This is a genomic window from Hominenteromicrobium mulieris, assembly GCF_046197855.1.
In the GTDB taxonomy this organism is placed as follows: domain Bacteria; phylum Bacillota; class Clostridia; order Oscillospirales; family Acutalibacteraceae; genus Hominenteromicrobium; species Hominenteromicrobium mulieris.
The window spans coordinates 1,656,224-1,679,462 of sequence record NZ_CP173188.1; the positions used below are offsets into that span (position 1 = coordinate 1,656,224).

Annotated in this window: 22 protein-coding genes; 5 read left to right on the forward strand and 17 right to left on the reverse strand. The window is 44.2% G+C overall.

Annotated features, from left to right (window positions below):
• Positions 1-212: 212 nt before the first annotated feature.
• The 4 genes from ACI0CA_RS08055 to ACI0CA_RS08070 form a co-directional block, all read right to left on the reverse strand.
• The gene (locus ACI0CA_RS08055) at positions 213-1,553 is read right to left on the reverse strand and encodes an FAD-dependent oxidoreductase (RefSeq protein WP_308448411.1); all 1,341 of its coding nucleotides are present in this window, start codon (positions 1,551-1,553) and stop codon (positions 213-215) included.
• A 100-nt stretch (positions 1,554-1,653) separates the two neighbouring features.
• Positions 1,654-3,267: an extracellular solute-binding protein gene (locus ACI0CA_RS08060; RefSeq protein WP_343284420.1), complete on the reverse strand. Its 1,614-nt coding sequence runs from the start codon at positions 3,265-3,267 to the stop codon at positions 1,654-1,656.
• 70 nt (positions 3,268-3,337) lie between these two features.
• Complete coding sequence (locus ACI0CA_RS08065; RefSeq protein WP_308448413.1) at positions 3,338-4,231, reverse strand: carbohydrate ABC transporter permease; 894 nt, start codon at positions 4,229-4,231, stop codon at positions 3,338-3,340.
• Between the two features lie 4 nt (positions 4,232-4,235).
• The gene (locus ACI0CA_RS08070) at positions 4,236-5,168 is read right to left on the reverse strand and encodes an ABC transporter permease (protein WP_308448414.1); all 933 of its coding nucleotides are present in this window, start codon (positions 5,166-5,168) and stop codon (positions 4,236-4,238) included.
• Between the two features lie 420 nt (positions 5,169-5,588).
• Between ACI0CA_RS08070 and ACI0CA_RS08075 the strand changes: the two genes are divergently transcribed.
• The 3 genes from ACI0CA_RS08075 (at position 5,589) to ACI0CA_RS08085 (ending at position 9,638) form a co-directional block, all read left to right on the forward strand.
• Positions 5,589-7,145, forward strand: coding sequence for a response regulator (locus ACI0CA_RS08075; RefSeq protein ID WP_446806946.1), 1,557 nt, complete (start codon positions 5,589-5,591; stop codon positions 7,143-7,145).
• Positions 7,142-8,995: a sensor histidine kinase gene (locus ACI0CA_RS08080; protein ID WP_446806945.1), complete on the forward strand. Its 1,854-nt coding sequence runs from the start codon at positions 7,142-7,144 to the stop codon at positions 8,993-8,995. Before ACI0CA_RS08075 ends, ACI0CA_RS08080 begins: the two co-directional genes overlap by 4 nt.
• A 130-nt stretch (positions 8,996-9,125) precedes the next feature.
• Complete coding sequence (locus ACI0CA_RS08085) at positions 9,126-9,638, forward strand: FAD-dependent oxidoreductase (RefSeq protein ID WP_446806944.1); 513 nt, start codon at positions 9,126-9,128, stop codon at positions 9,636-9,638.
• On the opposite strand, the gene ACI0CA_RS08090 is transcribed toward ACI0CA_RS08085, so the two are convergent.
• Genes ACI0CA_RS08090 through ACI0CA_RS08100 form a run of 3 tightly spaced genes read right to left on the reverse strand, consistent with a single transcriptional unit; the run spans position 9,565 to position 11,950 of the window.
• The gene (locus ACI0CA_RS08090; RefSeq protein ID WP_446806943.1) at positions 9,565-11,409 is read right to left on the reverse strand and encodes a recombinase family protein; all 1,845 of its coding nucleotides are present in this window, start codon (positions 11,407-11,409) and stop codon (positions 9,565-9,567) included. The genes ACI0CA_RS08085 and ACI0CA_RS08090 overlap by 74 nt on opposite strands.
• A 45-nt stretch (positions 11,410-11,454) precedes the next feature.
• The gene (locus ACI0CA_RS08095; protein ID WP_158563395.1) at positions 11,455-11,592 is read right to left on the reverse strand and encodes a hypothetical protein; all 138 of its coding nucleotides are present in this window, start codon (positions 11,590-11,592) and stop codon (positions 11,455-11,457) included.
• Complete coding sequence (locus tag ACI0CA_RS08100) at positions 11,585-11,950, reverse strand: type II toxin-antitoxin system PemK/MazF family toxin (RefSeq protein WP_025577701.1); 366 nt, start codon at positions 11,948-11,950, stop codon at positions 11,585-11,587. Before ACI0CA_RS08100 ends, ACI0CA_RS08095 begins: the two co-directional genes overlap by 8 nt.
• A 364-nt stretch (positions 11,951-12,314) precedes the next feature.
• Between ACI0CA_RS08100 and ACI0CA_RS08105 the strand changes: the two genes are divergently transcribed.
• Positions 12,315-12,491, forward strand: coding sequence for a hypothetical protein (locus ACI0CA_RS08105; RefSeq protein ID WP_446806983.1), 177 nt, complete (start codon positions 12,315-12,317; stop codon positions 12,489-12,491).
• Positions 12,492-12,540: 49 nt separating this feature from the next.
• Here ACI0CA_RS08105 and ACI0CA_RS08110 read toward each other — a convergent pair whose 3' ends face one another.
• The 7 genes from ACI0CA_RS08110 to ACI0CA_RS08140 all read right to left on the reverse strand — a co-directional run bounded on the left by ACI0CA_RS08110 (position 12,541) and on the right by ACI0CA_RS08140 (position 19,438).
• On the reverse strand, positions 12,541-13,017 hold the full coding sequence (locus ACI0CA_RS08110; protein WP_025577699.1) for an RNA polymerase sigma factor: 477 nt from the start codon (positions 13,015-13,017) through the stop codon (positions 12,541-12,543).
• A 490-nt stretch (positions 13,018-13,507) separates the two neighbouring features.
• Positions 13,508-13,678 (reverse strand): cysteine-rich KTR domain-containing protein, encoded by a 171-nt coding sequence (locus ACI0CA_RS08115; RefSeq protein WP_011527997.1) that lies wholly within the window; start codon positions 13,676-13,678, stop codon positions 13,508-13,510.
• A gap of 104 nt (positions 13,679-13,782) precedes the next feature.
• Positions 13,783-14,787 (reverse strand): sensor histidine kinase, encoded by a 1,005-nt coding sequence (locus ACI0CA_RS08120; protein WP_446806984.1) that lies wholly within the window; start codon positions 14,785-14,787, stop codon positions 13,783-13,785.
• Between the two features lie 14 nt (positions 14,788-14,801).
• Positions 14,802-15,524, reverse strand: coding sequence for a response regulator transcription factor (locus ACI0CA_RS08125; protein WP_446806941.1), 723 nt, complete (start codon positions 15,522-15,524; stop codon positions 14,802-14,804).
• Between the two features lie 25 nt (positions 15,525-15,549).
• A complete protein-coding gene (locus tag ACI0CA_RS08130) occupies positions 15,550-18,111 on the reverse strand; it encodes an ABC transporter permease (protein WP_025577694.1) in 2,562 nt (853 codons plus the stop codon).
• Complete coding sequence (locus ACI0CA_RS08135) at positions 18,101-18,787, reverse strand: ABC transporter ATP-binding protein (protein ID WP_009243486.1); 687 nt, start codon at positions 18,785-18,787, stop codon at positions 18,101-18,103. Before ACI0CA_RS08135 ends, ACI0CA_RS08130 begins: the two co-directional genes overlap by 11 nt.
• A gap of 120 nt (positions 18,788-18,907) precedes the next feature.
• Complete coding sequence (locus ACI0CA_RS08140; protein ID WP_009320282.1) at positions 18,908-19,438, reverse strand: PadR family transcriptional regulator; 531 nt, start codon at positions 19,436-19,438, stop codon at positions 18,908-18,910.
• A 128-nt stretch (positions 19,439-19,566) separates the two neighbouring features.
• Here ACI0CA_RS08140 and ACI0CA_RS08145 point away from each other — a divergent pair, with 128 nt between their 5' ends.
• Positions 19,567-20,958 (forward strand): MATE family efflux transporter, encoded by a 1,392-nt coding sequence (locus ACI0CA_RS08145; protein WP_025577690.1) that lies wholly within the window; start codon positions 19,567-19,569, stop codon positions 20,956-20,958.
• Positions 20,959-21,012: 54 nt separating this feature from the next.
• On the opposite strand, the gene ACI0CA_RS08150 is transcribed toward ACI0CA_RS08145, so the two are convergent.
• Genes ACI0CA_RS08150 through ACI0CA_RS08160 form a run of 3 tightly spaced genes read right to left on the reverse strand, consistent with a single transcriptional unit; the run spans position 21,013 to position 23,127 of the window.
• A complete protein-coding gene (locus ACI0CA_RS08150; RefSeq protein WP_081703188.1) occupies positions 21,013-21,207 on the reverse strand; it encodes a cysteine-rich KTR domain-containing protein in 195 nt (64 codons plus the stop codon).
• Position 21,208: 1 nt separating this feature from the next.
• Complete coding sequence (locus ACI0CA_RS08155; RefSeq protein WP_446806940.1) at positions 21,209-22,294, reverse strand: C45 family autoproteolytic acyltransferase/hydolase; 1,086 nt, start codon at positions 22,292-22,294, stop codon at positions 21,209-21,211.
• Positions 22,261-23,127 carry an effector binding domain-containing protein gene (locus ACI0CA_RS08160; protein ID WP_446806939.1) on the reverse strand — a complete coding sequence of 289 codons (867 nt, stop codon included), beginning with the start codon at positions 23,125-23,127 and terminating at the stop codon, positions 22,261-22,263. Before ACI0CA_RS08160 ends, ACI0CA_RS08155 begins: the two co-directional genes overlap by 34 nt.
• Positions 23,128-23,239: the final 112 nt, after the last annotated feature.

Below are 23,239 nucleotides of genomic sequence, written 5' to 3' on the forward strand. Positions count from 1 at the left end.
AAAAGCCGGTTTTGTTCGGGCATTTCGGTTTATCAAACACGGATTTTCCGCCGATAAACCGCTTTAGACTATAATTCACTCTATTATAGCAAAAAAACAACGCAATTTCAATACCGCGCTCCCCATAAGTTGCACAAAACAAAAAACGTGTGCCAGGCTTTCCCGGTACACGTCTTTTGCTGATTTGGAGGAAAAATTTTGAGTTTTGATTTTTAGAATTTATCCGGCAGGCGGATCTCGCGGCGCACGGCTGTGCCGTCGATCTCGTTAAACCGCACGGCTTCGTTCTTTACGGCCATTGCGGCGGCGATGCCCGCGGCCTCACCCATGGAGCGGCAGGTGGGTTGGATGCGTGCGGCGGACTGCGCACGGAAATCCATACCCGCGCAGCGCCCGGCTGTAAGCACGTTATCGAGCGTTTTCGGGATCATCACCCGGAACGGGACTTCCCAATACTGTTCATCGACCGGTACGTCATGCTGATATTTGAGTCCCAGCGAAACATCGTCCACGCCGTGCACATCGATAGGATAATGGCTCGCAGCAATGCCGTCCGGGAATTTTCTGTACGTCAGCACATCTTCAATCGTCAGCATGTATTCTGCTTCGATGCGGCGGGATTCACGAAAGCCGACGAGCTGCGCGATGCTTGTGATATACGCATTCTCAAAGCCCGGAATATAGTCGCGTAGGAATTTGCGCAGGCGCATAATGGCTTTTTTGCCCTCAAGCTGCTTTTGCGTCATAAATTCCGCATCCACAACGTTTTCTTTCGTCGTCAGCTCCGGGCAGTTGAAGTTCATGCCGTCCGGGCGGCCGGGAATACCGAATGCCTGAAAATAGCACGCGTCCTGCTCGGTCAGCACGCCGTTTTCATACGCCTTGCGGATAATGTCTTTCATACCGGGCGTGTTCATAGCAAAGTATTTATATTGGTCGTTGCCGAGGCTGCGCATGTACGCGTGGAAACGTTCAAAGTCAATACCCGCCATGTCAAAGCGCAGGGAGACCGGCTGATTCACGCGGTTGTGGTTGCCGGACTGATACGACGCACCGACGAGCTTGATGAGGTCAGCGTCACCGGTGCAGTCAATGAAGCACTTCGCTTTGTATGCCGCAAGGCCGTTCTTATTGTTGACAATCACGTGTGTTATTGTGCGATCTTCGAGCACGGCATCCACGAGCGTGGTGTAATACAGAATATCGCAGTTACTGTCTGCCGCCATGTCTTCTAACGTGATTTGCACCATAACGGGGTCAAAAGAGTTGGCGTCTTCCTCTGTCCCGCCGACGGTGCGCAGGCGCTCTACAAGCTCTGCACTCAGCGGGCAGTGGCCATCATAATTTTTGATGTGCAGTAACATCAGCGGCAGCACAAGACCGGTGGTAGCTGAGCCGCCGAGCGCGCCAAACTGCTCGATGATGAGCGTACGGCTGCCGCGGCGAGCTGCAGCGATGCCCGCAAAAGCGCCTGCCGTGCCGCCGCCGAGCACGACGGTGTCAAAGGTATCGATGACCGGTATTTTCTTTTCGGGAATATGCAGTGTGTTCATATACATTCCTTTCTTTATGGAGAGGATCCCGCCCTCCGCCGTGCGGGCAGAAGGCGGGATCGCTTTCTTCATATCACATTTTTAAGGAGAGGCTGTAAAATTATTCGGAGTAGGACTTATTTGCGTCGTAGAATTCCTGCATAGCAGCTTCGACTTCAAGGCCACCGTTTGCGTCCCAGTCGGCCTGCATCGCTGCAATGGCGGTATCCGGGTCGGTGCCCTCAACGATCGCTTTCAGGAAGGAATCGCCGAATGCCTGATTCAGCGCCGTGACATACTCCTGAACCTTCGGGGAGGTCTTGCCGTAAAGCTCGATGGAGATGAGCGGCTCGTACTCGTCTACGCGAGCGTTCATCGCTTCATAAGCTTCTGCCATTTCCGGAGTCTTTCTCGCTCTGGCCTGCCACATTTTGAAAGAAACGGTCGGGTTGTTGATGCCGGAGAGCTTATCGGAATTCGTATACGCATTGAAGTTCGTTGCATCGTCGCCGGTGAAGATTGGGGTGTAGTTGCCGTCAATCACTTCGTAGGAAACGCCTTCTTCGCCGATGTAGGTTCTGCGATAGTTATCCGGTTCGGAGAGGATGTTGAGCCAGTTGATGGCATGCTCGGGGTTCTTGGAGCTCTGCGAGATGCAGGAAACGAAGTTTGCGCCCTTCATGATGTAGTGTGTGGGCTTGGAATTCGCATCTGCCGCAAGGTCCGTCACGAACTCAATCTTGCAATCCGGGTTATTCGTTGCCAGTGCGTTGACCATAGCCGGAATGTCCCAGAACATCAGCGGTGCGCAGGCAACAGCGTTGGCGCTTGCAAATTTTTCTTTGGCGTTATCTGCTGTGTTGATCGGCATATCGTTATCCATGAGACCTTCTTTATAGAGCTTCTGCATGTACTCAAGATACGCGGTGATCTGCGGGTGCTTGATTCTGTGTGTGTAGGTGCCGTCGATGTCGTACCATTCCGCCTCGCCCATGCCGAAGCCGGAGAGCAGGACCTGAATGAATGTGCTGGACTTGTTGGAGGTCAGCGGTGCGAAGCCGTACTTCTCTTTTGCAGCCTCAAGGAACGCGGTGAAGTCATCGATGTTCGTCGGCAACTCCATGCCGAGCTCTTCCAGCATATCGCTGCGCACGCCGATGCCGCCGGTGAGCATACCGTACGGCTCTTCCTTGGAAGCCAGCATGTTTTCATGCGGAATACCGTTTACAACGCCCTGATCGTTCGTAACGGACTGCCATGCAAGCTCACTGATGGCATTCGTGATGTTGGATCCGTACTTGTCCAGCATGCCGGAAAGGTCGATCAATGCGTTCTGCTTAGAGAGCTGTGCGTACTGGCTTGGAGAAACTCTGAGCAGGATGTCGTAGTCTGCGCCGCTGGAGATCTCAAGCAGAAGCTTCTGGTCGGCGTTATCCGCCGGCAGAGCATACCACTTGGTCTTGTAGCCCGTGAGTTCTTCGTCGATTTTCCATGTCGGCTGCTCCTCATAGTTATAAGCCTGATACATGCTGAGGATCTTCAGCTCCGGCTTTTCGCCTGTGAGGATCGGGTCGTCCTCGGTGGCTTCGGATTCGCTGGAAACCGTGCTGCTTTCGGTGCTGCTGTCCGAGGAAGCGGTGCTTGAAGACGATGAGGATGTGGTCGTGCCGCCGCTGCAAGCTGCGAGAGAGAGAATCATAGCAGCTGCGAGCAGTGCGCTCAATACTTTCTTCATGTTGTAACTCCTTTGCTGAATGAATTTTATTCATGCAATAGTCCCCTATTGCTTGATAACGGATTTAATGTTAGCCCTTAACGGAACCGATTGTGATGCCCTTTACGAAATACTTCTGTAAGAACGGGTATACGCAGAGAATCGGAATGGTGGAAACGACGATGGTCGCGGCGCGGATATTCTCGCCGGAAACGTTCATCGCCTGGTTCACGTCGCCGAAGTTGCCGGAGGAATCCTGCAAGCTTGTTGCCTGCGTGACAAGGTCGAACATGTACTGCTGCAGAGGCTTTAAGTTTGCGTCCGTGATGTACATAACGCCGGCAAAATAGTTGCTCCAGTAAGCAACGGCGTAGTACAGCGTAACGGTGGCAAGCACCGGTGTGGACATGGGCAGTACCACACTGAAGAAAATGCGCATATTCGATGCACCGTCAATGCGGGCGGCCTCTTCAATGACTTCCGGCAGCGTTTCAAAATAGTTTTTGATGAGGAACAGATTAAACGATGAGAACATGCCGGAGAAAATGAGTGCGAAAATGGTGTTCGTCAGGTGCAGCGTGCGGAACAAGATGTAGTTTGGCACCATGCCTGCGCTGAACAGCATAATAAAAACGAAAATGTACAGGAAGAACTTGCGGCCGATAAGATGCGGCTTCGAGAGTGGGTAGGCCGCCATAACGGTAAGCAGCATTGCGCCGATGGTGCCGGTAATCGTGACCGTCACGGTGACAAGGAACGATGTGCCGAACTCCGGCGTGGTTAAGACGTACTTTATGGTACCGGTCTGGAGCCCAAGCGGCCAAAAGAGCACCTTGCCCGCAATGACGTTGCCTTCGCTGCTGAATGCTTTTGCCGCAAGGTTTAAGATTGGCATCAGCATGATAAGACCGACAAGGATCATAGCGATGAGGTTGACAACATCAAACACAGAGATTTTGTTTTTCTTTTTAGTTGTTTTTGCCATGGCGTTACCAAATCCCCTTTCCTGTTGCTTTTCTGGCAATAAAGTTTGAAGAGTGAACGAGGATCATGGAAATCACGGAGTTGAAGAGGCCCACGGCGGTGCCGGTGCTGAACTCTAACTTGCCGAGACCCATACGGTAAACGTATGTGCCGATAATGTCCGCCACATCGTATACGGTCGGGTTGTAGAACACGAAGATCTGATCAAAGCCGGCGTTCATGATGTTGCCGACGCGGATGATGAGCATCAAAACGATGGTCGGCAGCAGGCTCGGCAGCGTAATGTACCAGATCTTCTGTATGCGCGTCGCGCCGTCCACGTCCGCCGCTTCAAAACACTCCTGATCAAGGCCTGCAATGGCAGCGAAGTAAATGATGGAGCTCCAGCCGATCTCCTTCCACGCGTCCGCAATGACGAGGATGCCGCGGAACTTACCGCTATCCATCAGAAAGCTGACCGGCTCGAACCCAAGTGATGTGATAACAGAGTTGATGACGCCTGTAGAACCGAGGAACGAAACGAAAATGCCGTAGATGACGACCCAGGAAAGGAAGTGCGGCAAATAAACGATGAGCTGCAAGCCCTTTTGGAATTTCGTGCTGCGCACTTCGTTTAAGAACACGGCGAAGATAATCGGCAGCGGGAACGTGAAGATAATCTTATACAGGCTGATGATGAGTGTATTCGCAAAAGCCTGCTGGAACTCAGACTTTTTGAACACCTGCTCAAAATACTTGAAGCCGGCCCACGGGCTTTCCAAAATGGAACGGAACGGATCACCCGGTACCTGAAACATGTTGTAGTCTTTGAATGCGATGAGAATGCCAACCATCGGCAGCAGATGAAAGATGAAAACGTAAATGAGCGCCGGAAGCAGCAGCAGATATAGATCGAAGTTTTGCTGCAAATACTTGCGTGCCCCACCCTTCCTTTTCATTTTTGCGTATCCGTCCTTTCCTCCCCGAAGGCCCCAAATTCTTTTCCTTCGGTTGATGAACCCATTTTACAGCAAAATGCAGCAAAAAGGAATGAATTTTCTTCCTGTTTTTTGTCATTATTTACCGCGTGTTTATTTCTGTTTCGTGCAAAATCGCACAGGAAAAAGGAGTCCCTTTCGATACATTTGGAACGGAATATTTTGAATTATATCAAAAATCGTAGTTGTGTGCTAATTTATCGTTGATTTCCGTGACTTCTTCTAAAAAATCCTACTATTTATGCCGCAATTCTGGAAATTTGCCGTAAATTCTGTTATAATGATGACAATGTAGCAAGCCATACGCACAAAGGTTTTTATTTTGTGCTTGTTTTCGACATTGGGGAAATGCCCCGGTCGATTCTTTGGGGAGGATTTGGAATGTATAAAATGATCGTTGTGGACGATTCCGAGATGACGCGCCAGGGCATACGCGCTTCCGTAAACTGGGAAGTGATGGACGTGCGCATCGTGGGTGAAGCGGCAGACGGGTTGGAGGCCATGGTGCTCATCCACGATACGGACCCGGATATCATCATTTGTGACATCCGTATGCCGAAGCTTGACGGCATTGCACTCATCAATGAGGTGCTGCCCTCTCACCCATCTCTGCAGGTCATTTTCTTCAGCGGCTATTCCGATAAAGAATACCTCAAAAACGCCATCAAGCTCGAAGCCGTGGATTACCTCTATAAGCCGTTGCAACTGCACGAGCTCATCGGCGCCGTGGAAAAAGCCAAAAAGAAGTGTATGAATAAGAAAGTGCATCTGCCGCAGAACGAAGCCGATCTTGCGCTTTCCCTTTTGCAGTGCAGCGAAAACGAGATCCCGTCTGATCTGCCGCTGGATCTGCATGCGCCGCTCGTGACTGTCATTGTGCAGATGAATACGGCGGGCGAGCACATAGCAGACCGCGCGTACGACAATCAGCTCGACGATCTGCTTTTGGCTTCTCGCCACTACTTGGCGTTCCAAACGGTCGCGGCGCGCATGTTCGATGGTAAATTTGTGATGTCCTGCGCGGGTAAGGGCTACATTCTGCACGCGAATGTTTCGCAGGACTTTTTAAACCGCAAAACGGCGGAGGTGAAGCTCAGCCCGTTCTTCACCACGCTCGACAGCGGTCAGGCCGATGTGGTCGTCGGCGTGAGCAATTTGTGCACGGATTTCAAATATCTGCGCGAAGCATATGACGAAGCCCGCGCAGCGGTGCGCGCCGCGTTCCTGCTCGGCTACGGGCGCGTAATCTTTTACAGAGATTTGAGCCAAAAGCCGTTTGTGCCCTCGCAGGATATGCAGCGCGAGCTGTACGACCGCATTTTGGCAAACGATTTCACGCAAGCTACAAATTTCCTTAACAGCTATATTGATTCACTTTCCGCCTGCCGCGAGCAGGATATTCCGCAGATTCGCGAGGCGCTCGCGTCCATTGCATATTGGCTCAGCCGTCAGGGCAAGCAGAACGAGCAGGACGGCAGCCAGTATATTTCGGAGTTCATTCACTTTGCGCCGAGCCTTTCCGTCGTGCACGATTATCTGCTCGCACAGCTGCAAAAGCACATCGACAGCATCTCGAACCTCGATAACAAAAGTCGCATCGTGCTCGAAGTGGAGCAGTATATCACGCAAAATTACGATAAGGCACTCTCCATTCGTGAGATCGCTCAGCGCGTTTTCGTAACGCCGAACTACCTTTGCTACCTTTATAAAAAGAACACCAAGCGCACACTGAACCAGTTTATTCTGGATACCAAAATGAAAAAAGCCCGGAAGTTTGTGTGCGAGACGAATATGAAGTTCGGCGAGATCGCCGATGCGCTCGGCTACGCGAACCAGAACTACTTCACGCGTTTGTTCACGAAGTATTTCGGCGAAAGCCCGCGTGCGTACCGCAACAAATACGGCAGCATCTCCTTTTCCGGCACGGAGGGCGAATGATGATGAACCCTTTCTCCTACCTTGCGCTGCGGTATAAAAACTGTTCTATACACGTAAAGCTCTTTGCGTCGTACTTTCTTCTCATTTTTATTCCCATCATTGCCCACACAATGTTCGCCACCTACCAGAGCACAAAGATCATCGAAAAGCAATCGATGAAAATCACAGGGCTTTACTTACAGCAGACGGAAAATGAGCTTGAATCTGAGCTTAACCGCCTTGCGACCATATCCTCCTCCGTGGCGCAGCTTTCGGATGTGCATGAGGTGTTGGAAAAGCAAGATAGCAACATCAGCTTCAGCGAAGAATACGATGACATAAATGCGTTGTACAAAACAATTGAATCCACACGCACGCTGTACGGCGTATATCAAATCCGGCTTTATATCAGCGATTCGTTTCGGTATAGCCGCAGTCACTACATTACGTATCCGTTAAGCGAAATTTCCGATGCGGATTGGTATAAACGGCTTTTGGCCGAACACGGCATGCGGGCGTTTTTGCCGCCGAGCACATTTCGTCAGCCGCTGTCGAAGCCGCAGGAGGTTCTGTCCGTTGTCACGCTCATTCGCAGTCGCAAGGATATCAACACGGTCCTCGGTGCGGTGCGCGTGGATATTTTGAAAAGCGATGTATTAAACATGCTGCGCCATGGCAACTACACCGAACCGAGCGCGGCCTATCTTGTAGACGAAAACCTCAATATCATTTGCGGTGCGGACAGCTCTCTGACGCTTTCCGATGAAGAGCTTGCGGCTGATATTCATGAGCTTCAAAAAGAAACGGGTTCATTTTCCGGTGTGCAGACGCAGGGCGAATCGGTGTTCGGTCTTTCCGCGCCCGTTTTCGACGGCTGCCGCATATTCACGGTCGCTTCCATGAATAACCTGCTTTCTCCCGTCAAAGATCTACGCAATCAAATGATTGTGCTGACCATCATCATCAGCGTAATCGCGTTCATTCTCTCCTATGTCTACGCAAAATACAGCACGCGGCGTATCAAAACGCTTGCAAAGCAGGTGCAGCGTGTAGAAAACGGCGATTTAAATGTAAGTTGTATCGTGGACAGCGATGATGAGATCGGCGAGCTGCAAAACAGCTTCAATTTCATGGTGCGGCGCATCAGCGTACTGATTGACGAGCGGTATAACCTCGGCAAAAACCTGAAGGACATGGAGCTGCGCGCCCTGCAGGCCCAGATCAACCCGCATTTTCTCTATAATACACTCGATCTAATCTCTTGGAAAGCGACCGCAAACGGCGATATGGAGACGGTGGACATCGTTGTGAAGCTTGCGCGTTTTTACCGCCTCAGTCTCAGCAACGGCAGCGATTTCCTGCCGCTCAGTGACGAGGCGGAGCACGTGCGACTGTTTGTGGAGCTGACGAACCTGAGCCGCGGCCGCACGGTGGAGCTCATCACGAAAATCGATCCGTCTATTGCAGATTACCCCATCATGAAGCTCATTTTGCAGCCGATCGTGGAAAACAGCCTGTTTCACGGCTTATATGAGCTCGATGACCGCGCAGGTGTCATCTGCCTTTCCGCCGAGCGCATCGGCAGCTATGTGCAGATCCGCATACAGGATAACGGCATCGGTATGGATAAAGGCAAGCTGACAGAGATCCTTGCCAAAAAGGATAAGCCCGTCGTAAACACTAAGCGCGGCGGCTACGGCATCGGCAATATTTTGGAGCGCCTGCACATTTATTACGATGATGATTTTATGTTTGAGATCGATTCCGCCATTCTGGTCGGCACCACGGTGACGATCCGCGTCCCCTATTCCCGCAACGATTCCCCGCAGATCCACGCGGAGCGCCCCATCGGCGGCGCAGAGCAAAATTGATGCTTTATATCGATTTTTACTAAAATACTACGCACTGCATATTCACCTCTTGTTTTTTTCGCTTGTCTTCGTTATCTTTAAAGCAGCGCAGCGTTTATCTGCCTGATCTAAAGATGAAAAGAGGTTCAACATGTATACCCTTAGATCCCGTTCCATTCCGCTCAATACCGATTACGACGTGATCGTGGTTGGCGGCGGCCCCTCGGGCTGCACGGCGGCGGCCGCAGCGGCGCGCACCGGCGCAAAAACGCTTTTACTGGAAGCAACCGGCTCGCTCGGCGGCATGGGCACTTCCGGATTAGTCCCCGCATGGTGTCCGTTTTCGGATAAAGAGAGAATCATTTACCGCGGTCTTGCCGAGACCGTTTTCGAGCGCTCGAAGGCACTTTCTCCGCACGTGGCACCGACCGACGTTGACTGGGTGCCGATTGACCCGGAGGGGCTGAAACGCATCTATGACGACCTGATGCAGGAATACGGCGTTACGGTGCTGTTCAACACATTTCTCTGCGACGTGGATGCCGAAAACGGCGAAGTGCACGCCATTGTAACGGCGAACAAAGCCGGGTTCACGGCATACAGCGCCAAAACGTATATCGACTGCACCGGTGACGGCGACCTTGCCGTATGTGCAGATAGGTAAAAATATGGGGGTTTTTAATGAAATGAGCATTGTCCTCATTCTTTTCCCTATGTACCGAGGAAATCTTTTCGATTTCCTCCAATTTGATAATGCAGTTTTTCTTTCTGCCTTCCGCTGTAAAGGTTGCTTTCACATCTGCTGTCCCATTCAGATTAACATACCAATCAAATGTAGTATCCGATGTCGGTGTTATCAGATATACAAACTGATTGACAACATCGTGGCTGATAGTGCTACCACTAAAATCAATAAAGCTGTTCAGAGTGGAACGGATACCCTCTATATCCAATCCTTTCGGATTGCTTTTTTCCTGTGGAATTTCATCAAGTGCTTTTTGAAGTTTCTTGATTTCTTCATCGACAGGACTTCTCATTGCTTGATACTCGTCCTTGGAAATCTCTCCATCAGCTCTCATAGCAATCAAGTTAGTCAGTCTGCTATTTGCCTTATCCAATTTCGCCTGTATCGTTACCGTATCGGATTGAGTTTCGTTAGATTTTTCTTCCTTATAATAATACTTAATAAGGTCTAACGCAATCAGTACAGACTCTTTTCTCTCCGTCCAGAGATGCTCTAACAAAGCTTTTGCCATAAAATCGAGTTTCCAATCGGTTATCATTCTGCTGTCACAATATCCCTCAGTATCTAAACCGATTTCAGCTCTTTTCCGTTTAATTCCGTTGTTAAGCTGATTGTAGCATTGATAACCGTAAGAGGTTTTTCCGTCCAATTTCGTATGCCATTTATTTTTACGGTATGATGAGCCGCAGGAACAACGTAGCTTATTGACCCATATATCTCGTGAATCACGCTTACTATGTGTGTTTTTCCCTGCCGATACACATACAGGTTTTACTCTACTTTCCCTTATCGCCTGTGCTTTATTCCATATCTCTTGAGAAATAATAGAAGGGAAATCACCCTCAACATATTCATAAGTGGACATATCAAGATTGTTTATTCGCTTCTGCTCTAAAAAGTTATTGCTTCTGGATTTGTTGTAACACTTTGTTCCTGTGTAAGTGGCATTTTTAATCGCTCTCATAATATTTGAAACGCTCCACTTTATAAGTCCAGAAGCTGTTTTCCTTTTTCGCTCCGTCAAAATCTTTGCGATTTTCATCGAGCCATAACCTTGCAGATACAAATCATATATCATTCTGACCGTTTCTGCCTGTTCCTCATTGATAACATAGGTATCTCCAACACGGTCATAACCTAAAATATTACCGTTTCCATAGAGAACACCATTATCACGGCTGATTTTCTGACCTGCTTTTACACGCTCGGAAGTCTTGCGACTTTCTTCCTGTGCCAATGTTGCCATAAGAGATAGCCGCAGTTCTCCATCTCCGTCCATTGTCCAAATATTATCGTCGATAAAAAACACCTCAACGCCTATGCCTTTTAACTCTCTTGTAACAACAAGGGTATCCACAACATTTCGTGCAAAACGGCATACCTCTCTGGTAACAATTAAATCAAATTTACCTTGCTTGGCATCTTCAATCATTTTCAAAAAGGCAGGGCGTTTTTTTGCCTGTGTTCCCGTGATACCTTCATCAATATATCGTTCACAGACCGTCCAGTTCGGATGATATTTTACTTGGTCATCATACCATTGTAACTGATTTTCCAATGCAGATAACTGTGCTTCGTGTTCTGTTGAAACACGACCATAAATAGCAACTTTTCTGGCTCTGTTTCTGTCAAACAGAGAATAATCTGTGAGCTTAAATCTGTAATTATATTCATTTACTGCTGTGTTCATTAAGCATACCTCCAATTCATTTTTCTGAATATATTGTACTGATTATCAAGCCGCCTGTGAAATGTGCGAATTTGCGTGTTTCACGATATTTGTATATGTGGCTTGATTTATCATTCCTTTTTCAAGAAGTATCTCAATGAGTTTCAGAGCCGCTACATTTTTATCTACCTTAATTTCATTCATTATTGACCTCCCTCAAAGAAATACTAATGGCAAGAGCTTTATCGGCTCTTGCCATTATGACTGTGGATAGCATACCAACATATTTACGCAGGCGTTGTTTGTCTATGGTGCGGATTTGTTCAAACAGGATAATTGAGTTCTTATCCAAACCTTCAAAATCATTGATTAAAGTGTGTGTCGGCAATTTTGCTTTAGTGTGTATTCGGCTTGTGATGGGTGCGACAATGACCGTAGGGCTATGCTTATTGCCGACATCGTTTGAAATGATAAGTACAGGTCTTGTTCCGCCTTGCTCCGAGCCGATAACAGGATTTAGATTTGCGTAGTAAATATCTCCACGCTTGATTTTTCTTTCCATTATGTTTGACCTCCCAGATTTATTTAGGCAGGTATGTTCTGCCTATGTAGGCAGCCAAACAAAAGGAAGTATTTAAGGTCGGGAGAGTATAAGCAAAATCTCTGTTCCTATGACTACCTTTTATCTGGCTTTATGATAGGAGCATTTCAATTTGTCCTCGACACCCCGAAATGCTATGGGAAGTCGCCAAACGGTCAGTAGCGAACTGACACCACGGGAGTTCCACCCCTCTGACGGTCTGCCAGAGCCGCCCTCATTGCCTGCGACGGTTTTATCACGCTCGGACTGTGACTGGACGGGAGTACCATTATTCTCTTTGTGGGTTATGGCGAAATCGGAAGCAATCCGATATTTTCAGTCGGTAATGAATGAGATCACCCCCTTTCATCGCTCGCTGCTTCTTAACAGGTCTTGGCGTACCGCTGCACACGCTTATGCTCATCACAATCACAAAGAGGAAGTATTTGGCGAATGGATATTCGGTTGTCAAGGATCACTCCCGTTTTCGCCACACAAAGCAAAACAGGTGGAAGGAATTTAATCCCTCTCACCTGTTTGCTCACTTAAAAGCGGTTTCGTATAGGCTAAAATTAAAATTTTTCAAAAAGTTTTTTTAACTTCTTTAGTGCAATGTCAACGCTTCCTTTAACCGCCATTTTGGTGCATCCCTCCAACTTGGCAATCTGCTCATAGGACAACTCTCCGAAAAAGTACAACAGCAGCCTGCGTCTTTGTGTTTCGGGCAGTTTTGATATTGCCTTATGTAGCAGTTCGTATTCGATGCACCTTGAAACGGTTTCCTCAAGACTTTCTTCCTTATAAAAAACTCGGTCATTCAAGGAGTTTTCTGTCAACTCGGAGTGTTCAATGTGCCTGCTCACCCGATTAAGATAGGAAATATCCTCAAGCTCAAAACGGTTAAACAGGTCATACAGCACTTTCTCTATTTCAATATTTTGCATAACACCCCGCCCATCTTTAAAAGAGAGGTAATATCTGCCCTCTACAATCATCAGCGTATAAGGGTTATGCTTGTCCTTTTTTCGGTTAGGATGTTTTTCATTCATTCTTTGTTCCTCCAATCAATCTGAATTTTTGAAATTTCAGATTGATCGGCGGTGAACGACACCCTACGCCACAAACAGGCTTACGACTTAATTCAACAAAAAACGACAAAAGAAAAACCGCAAAGGCTGTCAAACCCTTACGGTTATAAGAAATAACAATTCTATTATATAGATATTTAACATCTACTTTTGGAACATAATTTCCCCAAATGGAGATAAGAATTTTTTTAACAGATTATTCTCATCTCTATCGAACGGTATGTAAATAACTGCTGCTTAAAATCAGCAGCACAGTGTTATCAGACCAACACATAAGAAATCCCTCCAAACTTGAAACAGGTCTGGAGGGATAAAATAGCCATCTGAGCATGACAAAATTGCCCACCAAAACACCGTTTTTTTTATTTGGCGGACTTGTCAAATTCTATATTCATGTAAAAAAAGAGCCGATGACTTATGAGGTTATCTCACAAGTTCATCGGCTCTGCGTCTATGCGTCTGGCTCTTTGATGACGGTTATATGTAATTTCTTTGCATTTATTAAAGTTTCTTTCTTACATTTCGGACAGTAAAGAGGATAATTCTTTAAAACAGTATCTTCTCTAACTCTATCACGGGTTTTGTTGCCACAAATCGGGCAAATTATCCATTCTGAAATCATAAATTATCCATCTCCATTTATCATGTTTTATTTAATCTTTCTATTTTATATTTACTATCTTGACAAATTCATATCGTACACTTATCTGGAATTACTATTATTCTCTAAACTTTTTTCAAGAATAAAGAAAATATCGTACCTTTTTCATCGGATGCCACCTTGATATACCCGTTCTGCTTATTCACAATATCACGGGTAAGATATAAACCGATCCCTACACCGTCAACTCCTGCTGACTGCTTTCCACGGTAAAATCTGCCGAAGATTTTTGCCTGTTCTTCTTCAGGAATGCCAATTCCGTTATCGGATACATCCAATCGCAAATACGATGGATATTCGGTGATTTTCAAGTCCACAACTCCTCCGCTTGGTGTATATTTCACAGCATTGTCAAGTACATTGGTAACAGCTTCTGCCGTCCAGTTAAAATCAAGCAGGGCTTCAAAGGTCTGCCCACAATCAAAGGTAATCGTAATATTTTTATCCCTTGCTTTGGCATAAACCGTTTTTACCGCTTGCATAACAATATCATTTAAACTGCTTTGTTCAGGTTTTAATCGGATAATGCCACTTTCCAAACGGGACATTTTAATCAAACTGTTTGTCAAAAAAGTCAGCTTTTCAAGGGACATCTGCAAGGTGGCAATATATTCCCTTCTCTCCTCATCGGATAACCCTGTATCACCTAATAACTGTGCAAAGGTGTTTGCCGCTGCTACGGGCGTTTTAATTTGATGCGAAATATCGGAGATTAAAGTTTTAATCTGTTCTTTCTCCTGTGTCAGCATTTGATTCTGTGCCTTTAAAATATTGCGGAGTTTTAGAAGTTGATGCTGCAGCCGTGCGGTCAGGGTATCCTCAGCTTCTGAAAAGACCGTCCGTTCCTGCTGTTCTACCAATGCTTCAATGAGCAGCGTAATCTCCTCTAACAGATTATCATTATAGCGGTTGTGCAGAAAGTCCAGCAGGAACAACAGACCCCCAAAAAATACAAATGCAAAAGAGATAAAAAGCGTACGGAAAAGGATGTCCTCCATAAAAAAGAACACACCAACAGATACCACCGCCGTAGCAGTACCTATAATTAAAATCAGTTTTCTATAAATCACAAAATGCTTCATCGTCATTCTCCAAAAGAGTAGCCCATGCCAAAAACTGTTACAATGTATTCCTGCTTTTCATCATTCAGTTTCTGCCTTAGCCGCTTAATATTCACACGCACGGTATTATCATCAACAAAGTTTCCATCTATATCCCAAAGCTGTTCCAAAAGCATTGCCTTTGTAACAACCCTTCCCCTGTTTTCCATTAGATAAAGGAGCAATTTGTATTCTGTTGAGGTCAAATGTATTTCCTGTCCCTTCATCAAAACAAGACACTTTTCTTTATCTAACTCTAAATCTCTGTATTTCATACGAAATTTTCCTACGCCACTTCGTTTTAGAACTGCCAATACTTTTTTCCGTAAAACTTCGATAGAAAAAGGCTTTGATATATAATCATCACAACCCACGCCAAACCCTTCCAACATATCTTCTTCCGTATCATTAGCAGTTAGAAATAATACGGGTGTTTCCGATGTTTCACGAATTTTTTCACAAAATTCCAAACCATTGCCGTCAGGCAGGTTAATATCAAGCAGAAACAAATCATACTTTTGTTTTTGGTATTGCTTCAATGCTTCCAAATACCCATAGACTGCTGTGACCATATGCTCGTCTTTTTTTAGGGCGATAGAAATACCCTTGCTCAGAATTTTGTCATCTTCAAGTAGAAAAATATTTGCCATAGCCGCAAAACGCACCACCTTCCTCAATATACAAAATTGCAGGAACAGACGCAGCAATGCTGCGTCCGTCCCACAACCTCATTTAACTATCAAAATTGTGCAGTCTTTCAATGACCGTTTCATCAGAAGTTGCCTTGTAAACAATGGCAGGAACGCTTAAGCAAATTACAAAGATTGCTGCGATCAAACCGATGACAAGTGCAACAGGGTATTTAAATACTGCATAGTTTGCCATATGCGGAACTGCATCTGCCACCAACATTAGGAACGCATTACCAAAAGTCATAATCAGCAGAGTAGAAATCAGAGCATAAATACCGCCTTCTAAGGTCAATATCTTCCTGATCTGCTTTTTCGTTGTTCCGATACTTTCCATAATGGCAAATTCATTTTTCCTTGCCACCACACCCGTCAACATAACATTTACAAAGTTAATCAAGCCGATGACAATGAGCAGAATTGCAGCACCGTTTCCCAGCAAGCTCAAAGAGTAGTTCATCTGGTTATATAGTTCTTTCTGATTCACGGAAGATTTCAGCTGCCACTCCGATGTGGTCAAGGTACTGTTGATCGCCTGTAATTCGCTGTCAATTCGCTCTAAATCGTTGAAATTCTTAATGTCAACGCCGATTGCGGAAATTATTGGTTCTTTTGTCAGGCGTTCCATACCCGCTTCGCTGACAAAGATAACATCTGGCACCATATTTATTTCTTTGCGTCTGCCAATACCTTCTGAAAGAGTATTATCATAATCGTCATAGTAAAAAGCTCCGCCAATTTTGAAATCAGTTGCCTTGCCGTCTGTACTGTCGGCAGTTAGTGTCAATGTTTCACCCACTAAAGCGGTATTAGGAGCGTTATATTCGGTATCTTTTCCTGCAATCGCTGTTTCGCCACGCTTAAATGCTTCCATGTCAATAGGCGTATCAGGATGCTCTGCATTGTATTCTTCCAGTACCCTGTCGTCTGGAAGCGTTGTAATATAGCAGCCATAGTCACCAGATTCAGCGTACCCTTTCAGTGTTTCTATCGTCTGTTCATAGGACTGCCCCTTTGCTTTATATTTGCTGTCCTCATATTTGATTTTCATAAAGCCTTCTAAATCGTTTTCATTAAAGTCAATACCTGCCCAGACTGTTTTTTGAACATCTATATTTTTAATACCGTCAAGCTGCTTGATTTGTTCTACAAAGTGTTCGTCAAACTGCGGTACTTCTTTATTGAGCTGTTCATACTGCTCAAACTGAATATCAGTGTATTCAAAGTTATAGTCCATATATTCCTTAATAAAGTTCTCAGCCGACATACTGCTTATAACCCCATTTACGCCTAAAATCATAGTAATTCCCATAAACAAGGACATAAACACAAGGGCAGCACGCTTTTTGTCACGGAATACATTATGAAATGCCATCACATGCAGCTTGCCACCATTGGTGGAATTTCTGCTTTTTGTTTTCTTCGGTGCAAAATTCTGAAACTTCAATGCTTCTATTGGCGAAATTTTTGCAGCCGCTTTTGCAGGAGCATTGCAGGCAATCCAAACGGTTACTGCTGAAAAGATTACGGACAAAATATAGATAGATGGATGGAAAAACACTTCGGCATCCATCATCGACTTGCCCTGTTCAAAACCCTCGTTCAACACAAATGGAACAATTCCAAAGGAAACAGCGGTGGCTAACAAAATACCAATCGGGATACCAATGCAAGCAAACTTAACTGCCTGATTTTTTACCAGTGATTTAATCTGTTTTTGCGTTGTTCCAAGCGTTTTCATCAAACCGTAAAAACGGGTATCATTTGAAATGGATATATACAAAACATTGTAAATAAGGAGATACCCGCTGCCAATAATAAAGAATACCAATAGGATTACCATTGCAATCACTGAACCGCTTGATGATTTCATGGAAACCGCACCGCCGAAAGATTGATTTTCGTTAAGCTCCACATCTTTTTGAATACGATAAAAATCATCAGGCATTTTATTCAACGACAAAGAAAGAACGCCGTCCTCTGCCATTGTATAGCCTGCATTTTTGCAATACGCTTCGGAAACAAAGCCCATTCCCGTGCCTGTATAGGAATGAAACCATCCGCTTAAAGTGAAATTTTTTTCCTGCTGACCGTTTTTATCATAATAGGACAGAGGGATTTCCATATTCAGCTTCGGCTCTTTCATTCCAAGCTGTGAAAGAGCATCCTTTGACAGCATAATTTCATTTTCATTTGAGGGATATTTCCCTTCTATATCTTTGATTGTTTCTTTATAGTGTTTATCCCATTCAGTAGTGTCGTAATACGAAAGTGCGATAGAAAGATCACGCCCCTCATCGTTCTTCTCGGCAACCGAGCCGACCATATACTGCGTACCGACGGTTTTAACATATTCCAAATTCTTAATCTGCTGTTCCTGCTTTTCTGTCGGCATCGCAAGGGAAGCATTAGCGGTCGTGCCTGCGGTACGCACCTGCATTAACTTCATATTTTCCATATAGTTAATGCCCAAACTAAACACGGTAGTAATCATAAATGTAGTGAGAACGATCGCAAACACCGCAAACAGGTTACGAATACGGTTTGCTTTCATCATTCCCTTTTCTACTCGCTTAACTGCTTTTTTATTTCGGTTAGCGTGCATATCTGACACCTCCCGAAACAACCTTGCCATCCTCAATGCGGATTGTGCGGTCTGCCATTTGAGCGATTTCCTCATTGTGCGTGATCATAATGGTGGTTTGGTGGAACTGACGGCTAATCGACTGCATCAGCAAAATAACATCCATACTTGTTTTTGAGTCCAAATTTCCAGTCGGCTCATCGGCAAGGATAATGGCAGGCTTTGTCGCAAGGGCACGGGCAATCGCAACCCTCTGCTGCTGACCACCTGAAAGATTATTCGGCATATTCTTAAGCTTTTGTTCCAAGCCAAGAGTATGGATAATCTCTTTTACAAATCTTGTATCGGTCTTGCCACCATCGATCTCAATAGGGTACACAATGTTCTCATACACATTAAGAACAGGAAGCAGATTATAATTCTGAAAAACAAAGCCAATGTTTCGACGCCTAAAAATCGTCAGTTCCTCGTCTTTCATTTTCAACAGTTCTTTTCCTCGGATAGTAACACTACCAGAAGTAGGACGGTCTAACCCACCAATCATGTTGAGTAGTGTAGATTTACCGCTGCCCGATGTACCGATAACAGCAACAAATTCGCCTTCCTCTACGGAAATGGATACCCCATCCAAAGCATGGACTTCGTTTTCTCCGCTTCCGTATATCTTTCGTAAATCTTTTGTTTCAAGTATTGCCATATTAAAACCTCCAAATTTCTGTTTTTATTTTGTAAATTCAGTATAGCAACCACTTCTTACAATCTCATTACAATCCAAACTAAAAAATAACAGCATTTCTTTTGTTCCTACCATGCACTTTTACGAATTGATTTCTTTTTTTAATGAAGCAATCCACTCCTCTATTGCCTCTGCCAATGTGTATTGTTGCCGTAAAACTGCCATACCCGTAACAGGAATATCTTCTTTACTCTTTTTCAAAGCAATATTTTCTTCCAGATATTTTTTCAATACCTCCATACTGCTCTCAATATTATCCAGACATTCTTGCTGTCTTTCTCTGGACATACTGTCCAGATTTACAATGACAGCATTAAAATCCAAAAAAATGTTTATCGGCTTACAGGATATTTCAAGCATCAATTTTTCAAACTGCTGTTTCCCTTTTTCAGTTAAAGAATACACTGATTTTTCTGGCATTTTACCCTCTTTTTCTATATGACTTGAAATATATCCTTTTTCCTCCAACTGGATAACCTTTTTATAAATAGACGGGGTACTAATTTTTACCCATTTTGAAATATTGCGGTACTCTACCAACTTTTGAAGGTCATACGCACTCAGAGGTTCTTTCTTTAACATTCCCAAAACAATTAAGTCAATGGTCGCCATATCAATTTCCTCCTTTACTCTCTTGACAACTACTATAAATTATAGTAGAATACCACTTGCGTTTCAACTGCTATAATTTATAGTAGTATATTTTATTCTATTTGTCAAGTGAAAGGAGAAAGAACACTATGGACAATCAAAACAGAAAATTGGAGTTATTGGGCAATGCTCCAATTCCAAAAGCCCTTTTAGCTATGGGTATTCCAACAATGATTGGTATGCTCATCAACGCCTTGTACAATCTTGTTGATGCCTATTTTGTAGGTGGCTTAGGCGAAAGTCAAATGGCTGCCATCTCGGTTGTGTATCCTCTCGGTCAAGTAGTCGTCGGCTTAGGATTACTTTTTGGCAATGGGGCAGCATCCTACATTTCTCGACTGTTAGGACAAAGAAATAAGGATCAGGCAAACAAAGTGGCAAGCACTGCACTATATAGCAGTCTTGTTGTCGGTGCAATTATGATTGTTTTATCAATCCTCTTTTTGAACCCCATTCTAAGACTTTTAGGTGCAACAGAAAGTGTCCTTCCTTATGCGGCTACCTATGCCGGTATTTACATTGTTTCTTGCATTTTCAATGTTTTTAATGTCACAATGAACAATATCGTGACAAGTGAAGGAGCAGCAAAAACTACAATGTGTGCCTTGTTGTTAGGTGCAGTCCTCAATATCGGGTTAGATCCATTATTTATATACACTTTTAATTTTGGTGTTGCAGGAGCTGCTATTGCCACAGCAATTTCTCAGGTAGTATCTACTCTTGTGTATCTGTTTTATATTTTCAGACAAAAAAGTGCTTTTCAGTTTAGAATAAAGGACTGTACCTTTTCTAAAGAAATTCTATCTGAAATTTTCAAAATTGGCGTTCCGACACTTGTATTTCAATTATTAACAAGTATTTCTATCTCTCTAATAAACAATGCCGCTGGTAATTACGGCGATTCAGCCATAGCGGGAATGGGCGTTGTTACCCGTCTTATATCTATGGGCAGCTTAACAGTATTTGGTTTTATCAAAGGTTTTCAACCGATTGCAGGTTACAGTTATGGGGCGAAAAAATTTGATCGTCTGCGTACTGCAATCAAAATTTCCATCTTATGGTCAACTATTTTTTGTGTGATCGTAGGTTTATTATTCAGTCTGTTTTCTACGACCATTGTTTCACAGTTTACAACTGGAAACACAGAAATGATTCACATTGGAGCTTCCTCTTTAAGAGTAAACGGTATTACATTTATGCTGTTTGGATACTACACGGTATATTCCTCTTTATTCCTTGCTCTTGGAAAAGGAAAAGAAGGGTTTATTCTTGGAGCTTGCCGACAAGGTATCTGCTTCATTCCCGTTATCTTAATTTTTCCATTTATATGGGGATTAAACGGTATTTTATATGCACAGCCGATTGCCGATGTTCTCTCTGCACTTATTACAGTATTTATGGCAATCCCTTTGCATAGAAGTTTAGCTGTTGCCGAACAGAAAATGAAGATAACAGCTTCTATCCCCTGTGACAGGCAATAAAATCAAGCATAAAAGTAGTAACAGAGCCGATGAACTGTGAAAGCTTTCTCAAGTTCATCGGCTCTGCGTCTGTGCGTCTGGCTCTTTGATGACGGTTACTTGTAAATTCTCGACTTCAATTAAAGTTTCCTGTCTACATTTCGGGCAGTAAAGAGGATAGTTTTTCAAAACTGTGTCTTCTCTGATTTTGTTTCGGGTTTTGTTCCCACAAAGAGGACATAAAATCCATTGGGAATTTATACTCAGCATATTATCCTCGCCTTATAAGGTCATGTAACCGATTATCTGTAACAAATTTCTTTTTTCTGGGGTCACCCTCTGCACGATAGATTACTAAGCTGTCTAAATCAAATATTGAACTCCAAACTGTTTCAAAATCTGGCTCATCATCATATTGGCACATAAACCCATAATCACCTTTTAAGAGATGTTCGGTAGTTTCAATGTATTCATCTTTTATGCGTTCCGAAGAAAAGCTGTCTAATACTGTCCTGTAACGCCTGTGCGAGTCATAATCATTTCCTTTTGCATCGTCATATGGTTTCATCTCATCAGATGTAAAACTATTAACAGTACAAACAATACTGCCATTTTCAAAAATTTCTGCCGCCCGAACTTTTTTGAGAATTGGCGTACATTCAACCACTACCATATTGCCTTTTTTATCTGCAAGTAAAATATTGCAGTTAGAAGATACTGGCAAGCCCATAAGAAGGGAAACCGCCTGTTCGGTATTATCTGCCTTTTCAAGCAAATATCTTACAATAAAGCAAGAATTGAAACCTGCTTTTATCTTTTCAAGGTCGGTCATTACAAAAGTCATTGCTACAGCAAATCCGTGTTCATTCACTCCTTCTTCGCCGTTAATGAAAGAGGAAGTAGTGATATTGAACCTGTTTCCATTTTTCGGTGCATAGATTTCACTTTTGCTTCCTTCACGCAGATAAGGTGGTAAGTCATTATTTCTACCGTATATTGTTCTGCCATTGCTTGAATATGCAAAAGCAGTACAGCCCCTAACCTCAACGGGGATGTTGTTCTCCAAGTTATACATACAGCAGCCCATACACAACATCCAAGAAATGAAGTGTAGATAATCTGTGCCAATGGCGTCACTTACGCCTCTTACTTCCTCACATATCTCTGGGAAAAACTTTCTTAAAATTTCTTCGCTTTGTTTCCCGTGTTCCAATTGAAAATTATCCAACTGGAGTGGAAAGGAAATATGAGCTTTTTGAAATATGTTTCCTCTTTTTACGCCCATCTGATAATGGTCGCCTTTTAATCTTAAATGATACATACTTAAATCTCCTTTGCTTTTTTGATTGCAATCCACACCTCGGAATGTCCTTTGGATGACTGTCCTTTGCAGACTGGATATATTTCAACATCTGGAAGTCCTGCATATTCATAACCAGAAAACGGTAGAAATTCTGTCAAAAATCTGCGAAAAACACTCTGCACATCTTCCTTAAATACTCCGTCGTTTTCAAAAACAACCCACATACCCTCTGGTATCATGTATTCTACCATTCCCTCTGGCACGGGAATGTTGCTCGAAACAGCGATATAATAATATATATCCTCTGGATTATTATAAACGCTGACTCCTAAAATGCCGTCTGGATTTTTGTTTGATAGCTCTGCTAATTTGGAGATACTGCCATCCAATACTGCCTTTTTCCAGAACGCAGGAACATTCCGCATATTTTCCTCTGCATCTTCAACAAGAGGTATTCTAATTCCTATAATGCGAATACTTTTCTTTTCTTCAATGTGATATGCCATTGCACTGCCTCCCAAAACTATTATAGAAAATTGGATTGATGGATATGCACACAAGGTACATCCCATACTTTTTGCCGCTATAGGTGCTATCCCGTGTACGCTTTGAAAAGCACGGTTAAAGGATGTTGGAGATGAATACCCGTATTTGTGAGCAACATCAATAACCTTATTATCTGTTCTTTGTAACTCAAATGCAGCCTGTGTCATTTTACGGCGGCGTATGTACTCTGATAGTGACACTCCTGATACATAAGAAAAAATCCGTTGAAAATAATATGTTGAACAACAAGCTATATGAGCTGCTTCATCATAGGATATTTCCTTGTCTAAGTTTTCCTCTATGTAATCAATGGCTGCTCCAAGTCTTTTCAACCATTCCATTTACTTACCTCCTCATATATAAGCATACAAGAATACGAGCATATTTTCCTCGCTTTTCATGTCCGCTTTTGTAAACTTATCTATAGTTTATCCGAATAAAAAATTAGTTTCA

Coding starts and splice junctions, on each gene's coding strand:
- ACI0CA_RS08055 (WP_308448411.1), bottom strand. CDS start 1,553: ATGAACACACTGCATATTCCCGAAAAGAAAATACCGGTCATCGATACC.
- ACI0CA_RS08060 (WP_343284420.1), bottom strand. CDS start 3,267: ATGAAGAAAGTATTGAGCGCACTGCTCGCAGCTGCTATGATTCTCTCT.
- ACI0CA_RS08065 (WP_308448413.1), bottom strand. CDS start 4,231: ATGGCAAAAACAACTAAAAAGAAAAACAAAATCTCTGTGTTTGATGTT.
- ACI0CA_RS08070 (WP_308448414.1), bottom strand. CDS start 5,168: ATGAAAAGGAAGGGTGGGGCACGCAAGTATTTGCAGCAAAACTTCGAT.
- ACI0CA_RS08075 (WP_446806946.1), top strand. CDS start 5,589: ATGTATAAAATGATCGTTGTGGACGATTCCGAGATGACGCGCCAGGGC.
- ACI0CA_RS08080 (WP_446806945.1), top strand. CDS start 7,142: ATGATGATGAACCCTTTCTCCTACCTTGCGCTGCGGTATAAAAACTGT.
- ACI0CA_RS08085 (WP_446806944.1), top strand. CDS start 9,126: ATGTATACCCTTAGATCCCGTTCCATTCCGCTCAATACCGATTACGAC.
- ACI0CA_RS08090 (WP_446806943.1), bottom strand. CDS start 11,409: ATGAACACAGCAGTAAATGAATATAATTACAGATTTAAGCTCACAGAT.
- ACI0CA_RS08095 (WP_158563395.1), bottom strand. CDS start 11,592: ATGAATGAAATTAAGGTAGATAAAAATGTAGCGGCTCTGAAACTCATT.
- ACI0CA_RS08100 (WP_025577701.1), bottom strand. CDS start 11,950: ATGGAAAGAAAAATCAAGCGTGGAGATATTTACTACGCAAATCTAAAT.
- ACI0CA_RS08105 (WP_446806983.1), top strand. CDS start 12,315: ATGAATGAGATCACCCCCTTTCATCGCTCGCTGCTTCTTAACAGGTCT.
- ACI0CA_RS08110 (WP_025577699.1), bottom strand. CDS start 13,017: ATGAATGAAAAACATCCTAACCGAAAAAAGGACAAGCATAACCCTTAT.
- ACI0CA_RS08115 (WP_011527997.1), bottom strand. CDS start 13,678: ATGATTTCAGAATGGATAATTTGCCCGATTTGTGGCAACAAAACCCGT.
- ACI0CA_RS08130 (WP_025577694.1), bottom strand. CDS start 18,111: ATGCACGCTAACCGAAATAAAAAAGCAGTTAAGCGAGTAGAAAAGGGA.
- ACI0CA_RS08135 (WP_009243486.1), bottom strand. CDS start 18,787: ATGGCAATACTTGAAACAAAAGATTTACGAAAGATATACGGAAGCGGA.
- ACI0CA_RS08140 (WP_009320282.1), bottom strand. CDS start 19,438: ATGGCGACCATTGACTTAATTGTTTTGGGAATGTTAAAGAAAGAACCT.
- ACI0CA_RS08145 (WP_025577690.1), top strand. CDS start 19,567: ATGGACAATCAAAACAGAAAATTGGAGTTATTGGGCAATGCTCCAATT.
- ACI0CA_RS08150 (WP_081703188.1), bottom strand. CDS start 21,207: ATGCTGAGTATAAATTCCCAATGGATTTTATGTCCTCTTTGTGGGAAC.
- ACI0CA_RS08160 (WP_446806939.1), bottom strand. CDS start 23,127: ATGGAATGGTTGAAAAGACTTGGAGCAGCCATTGATTACATAGAGGAA.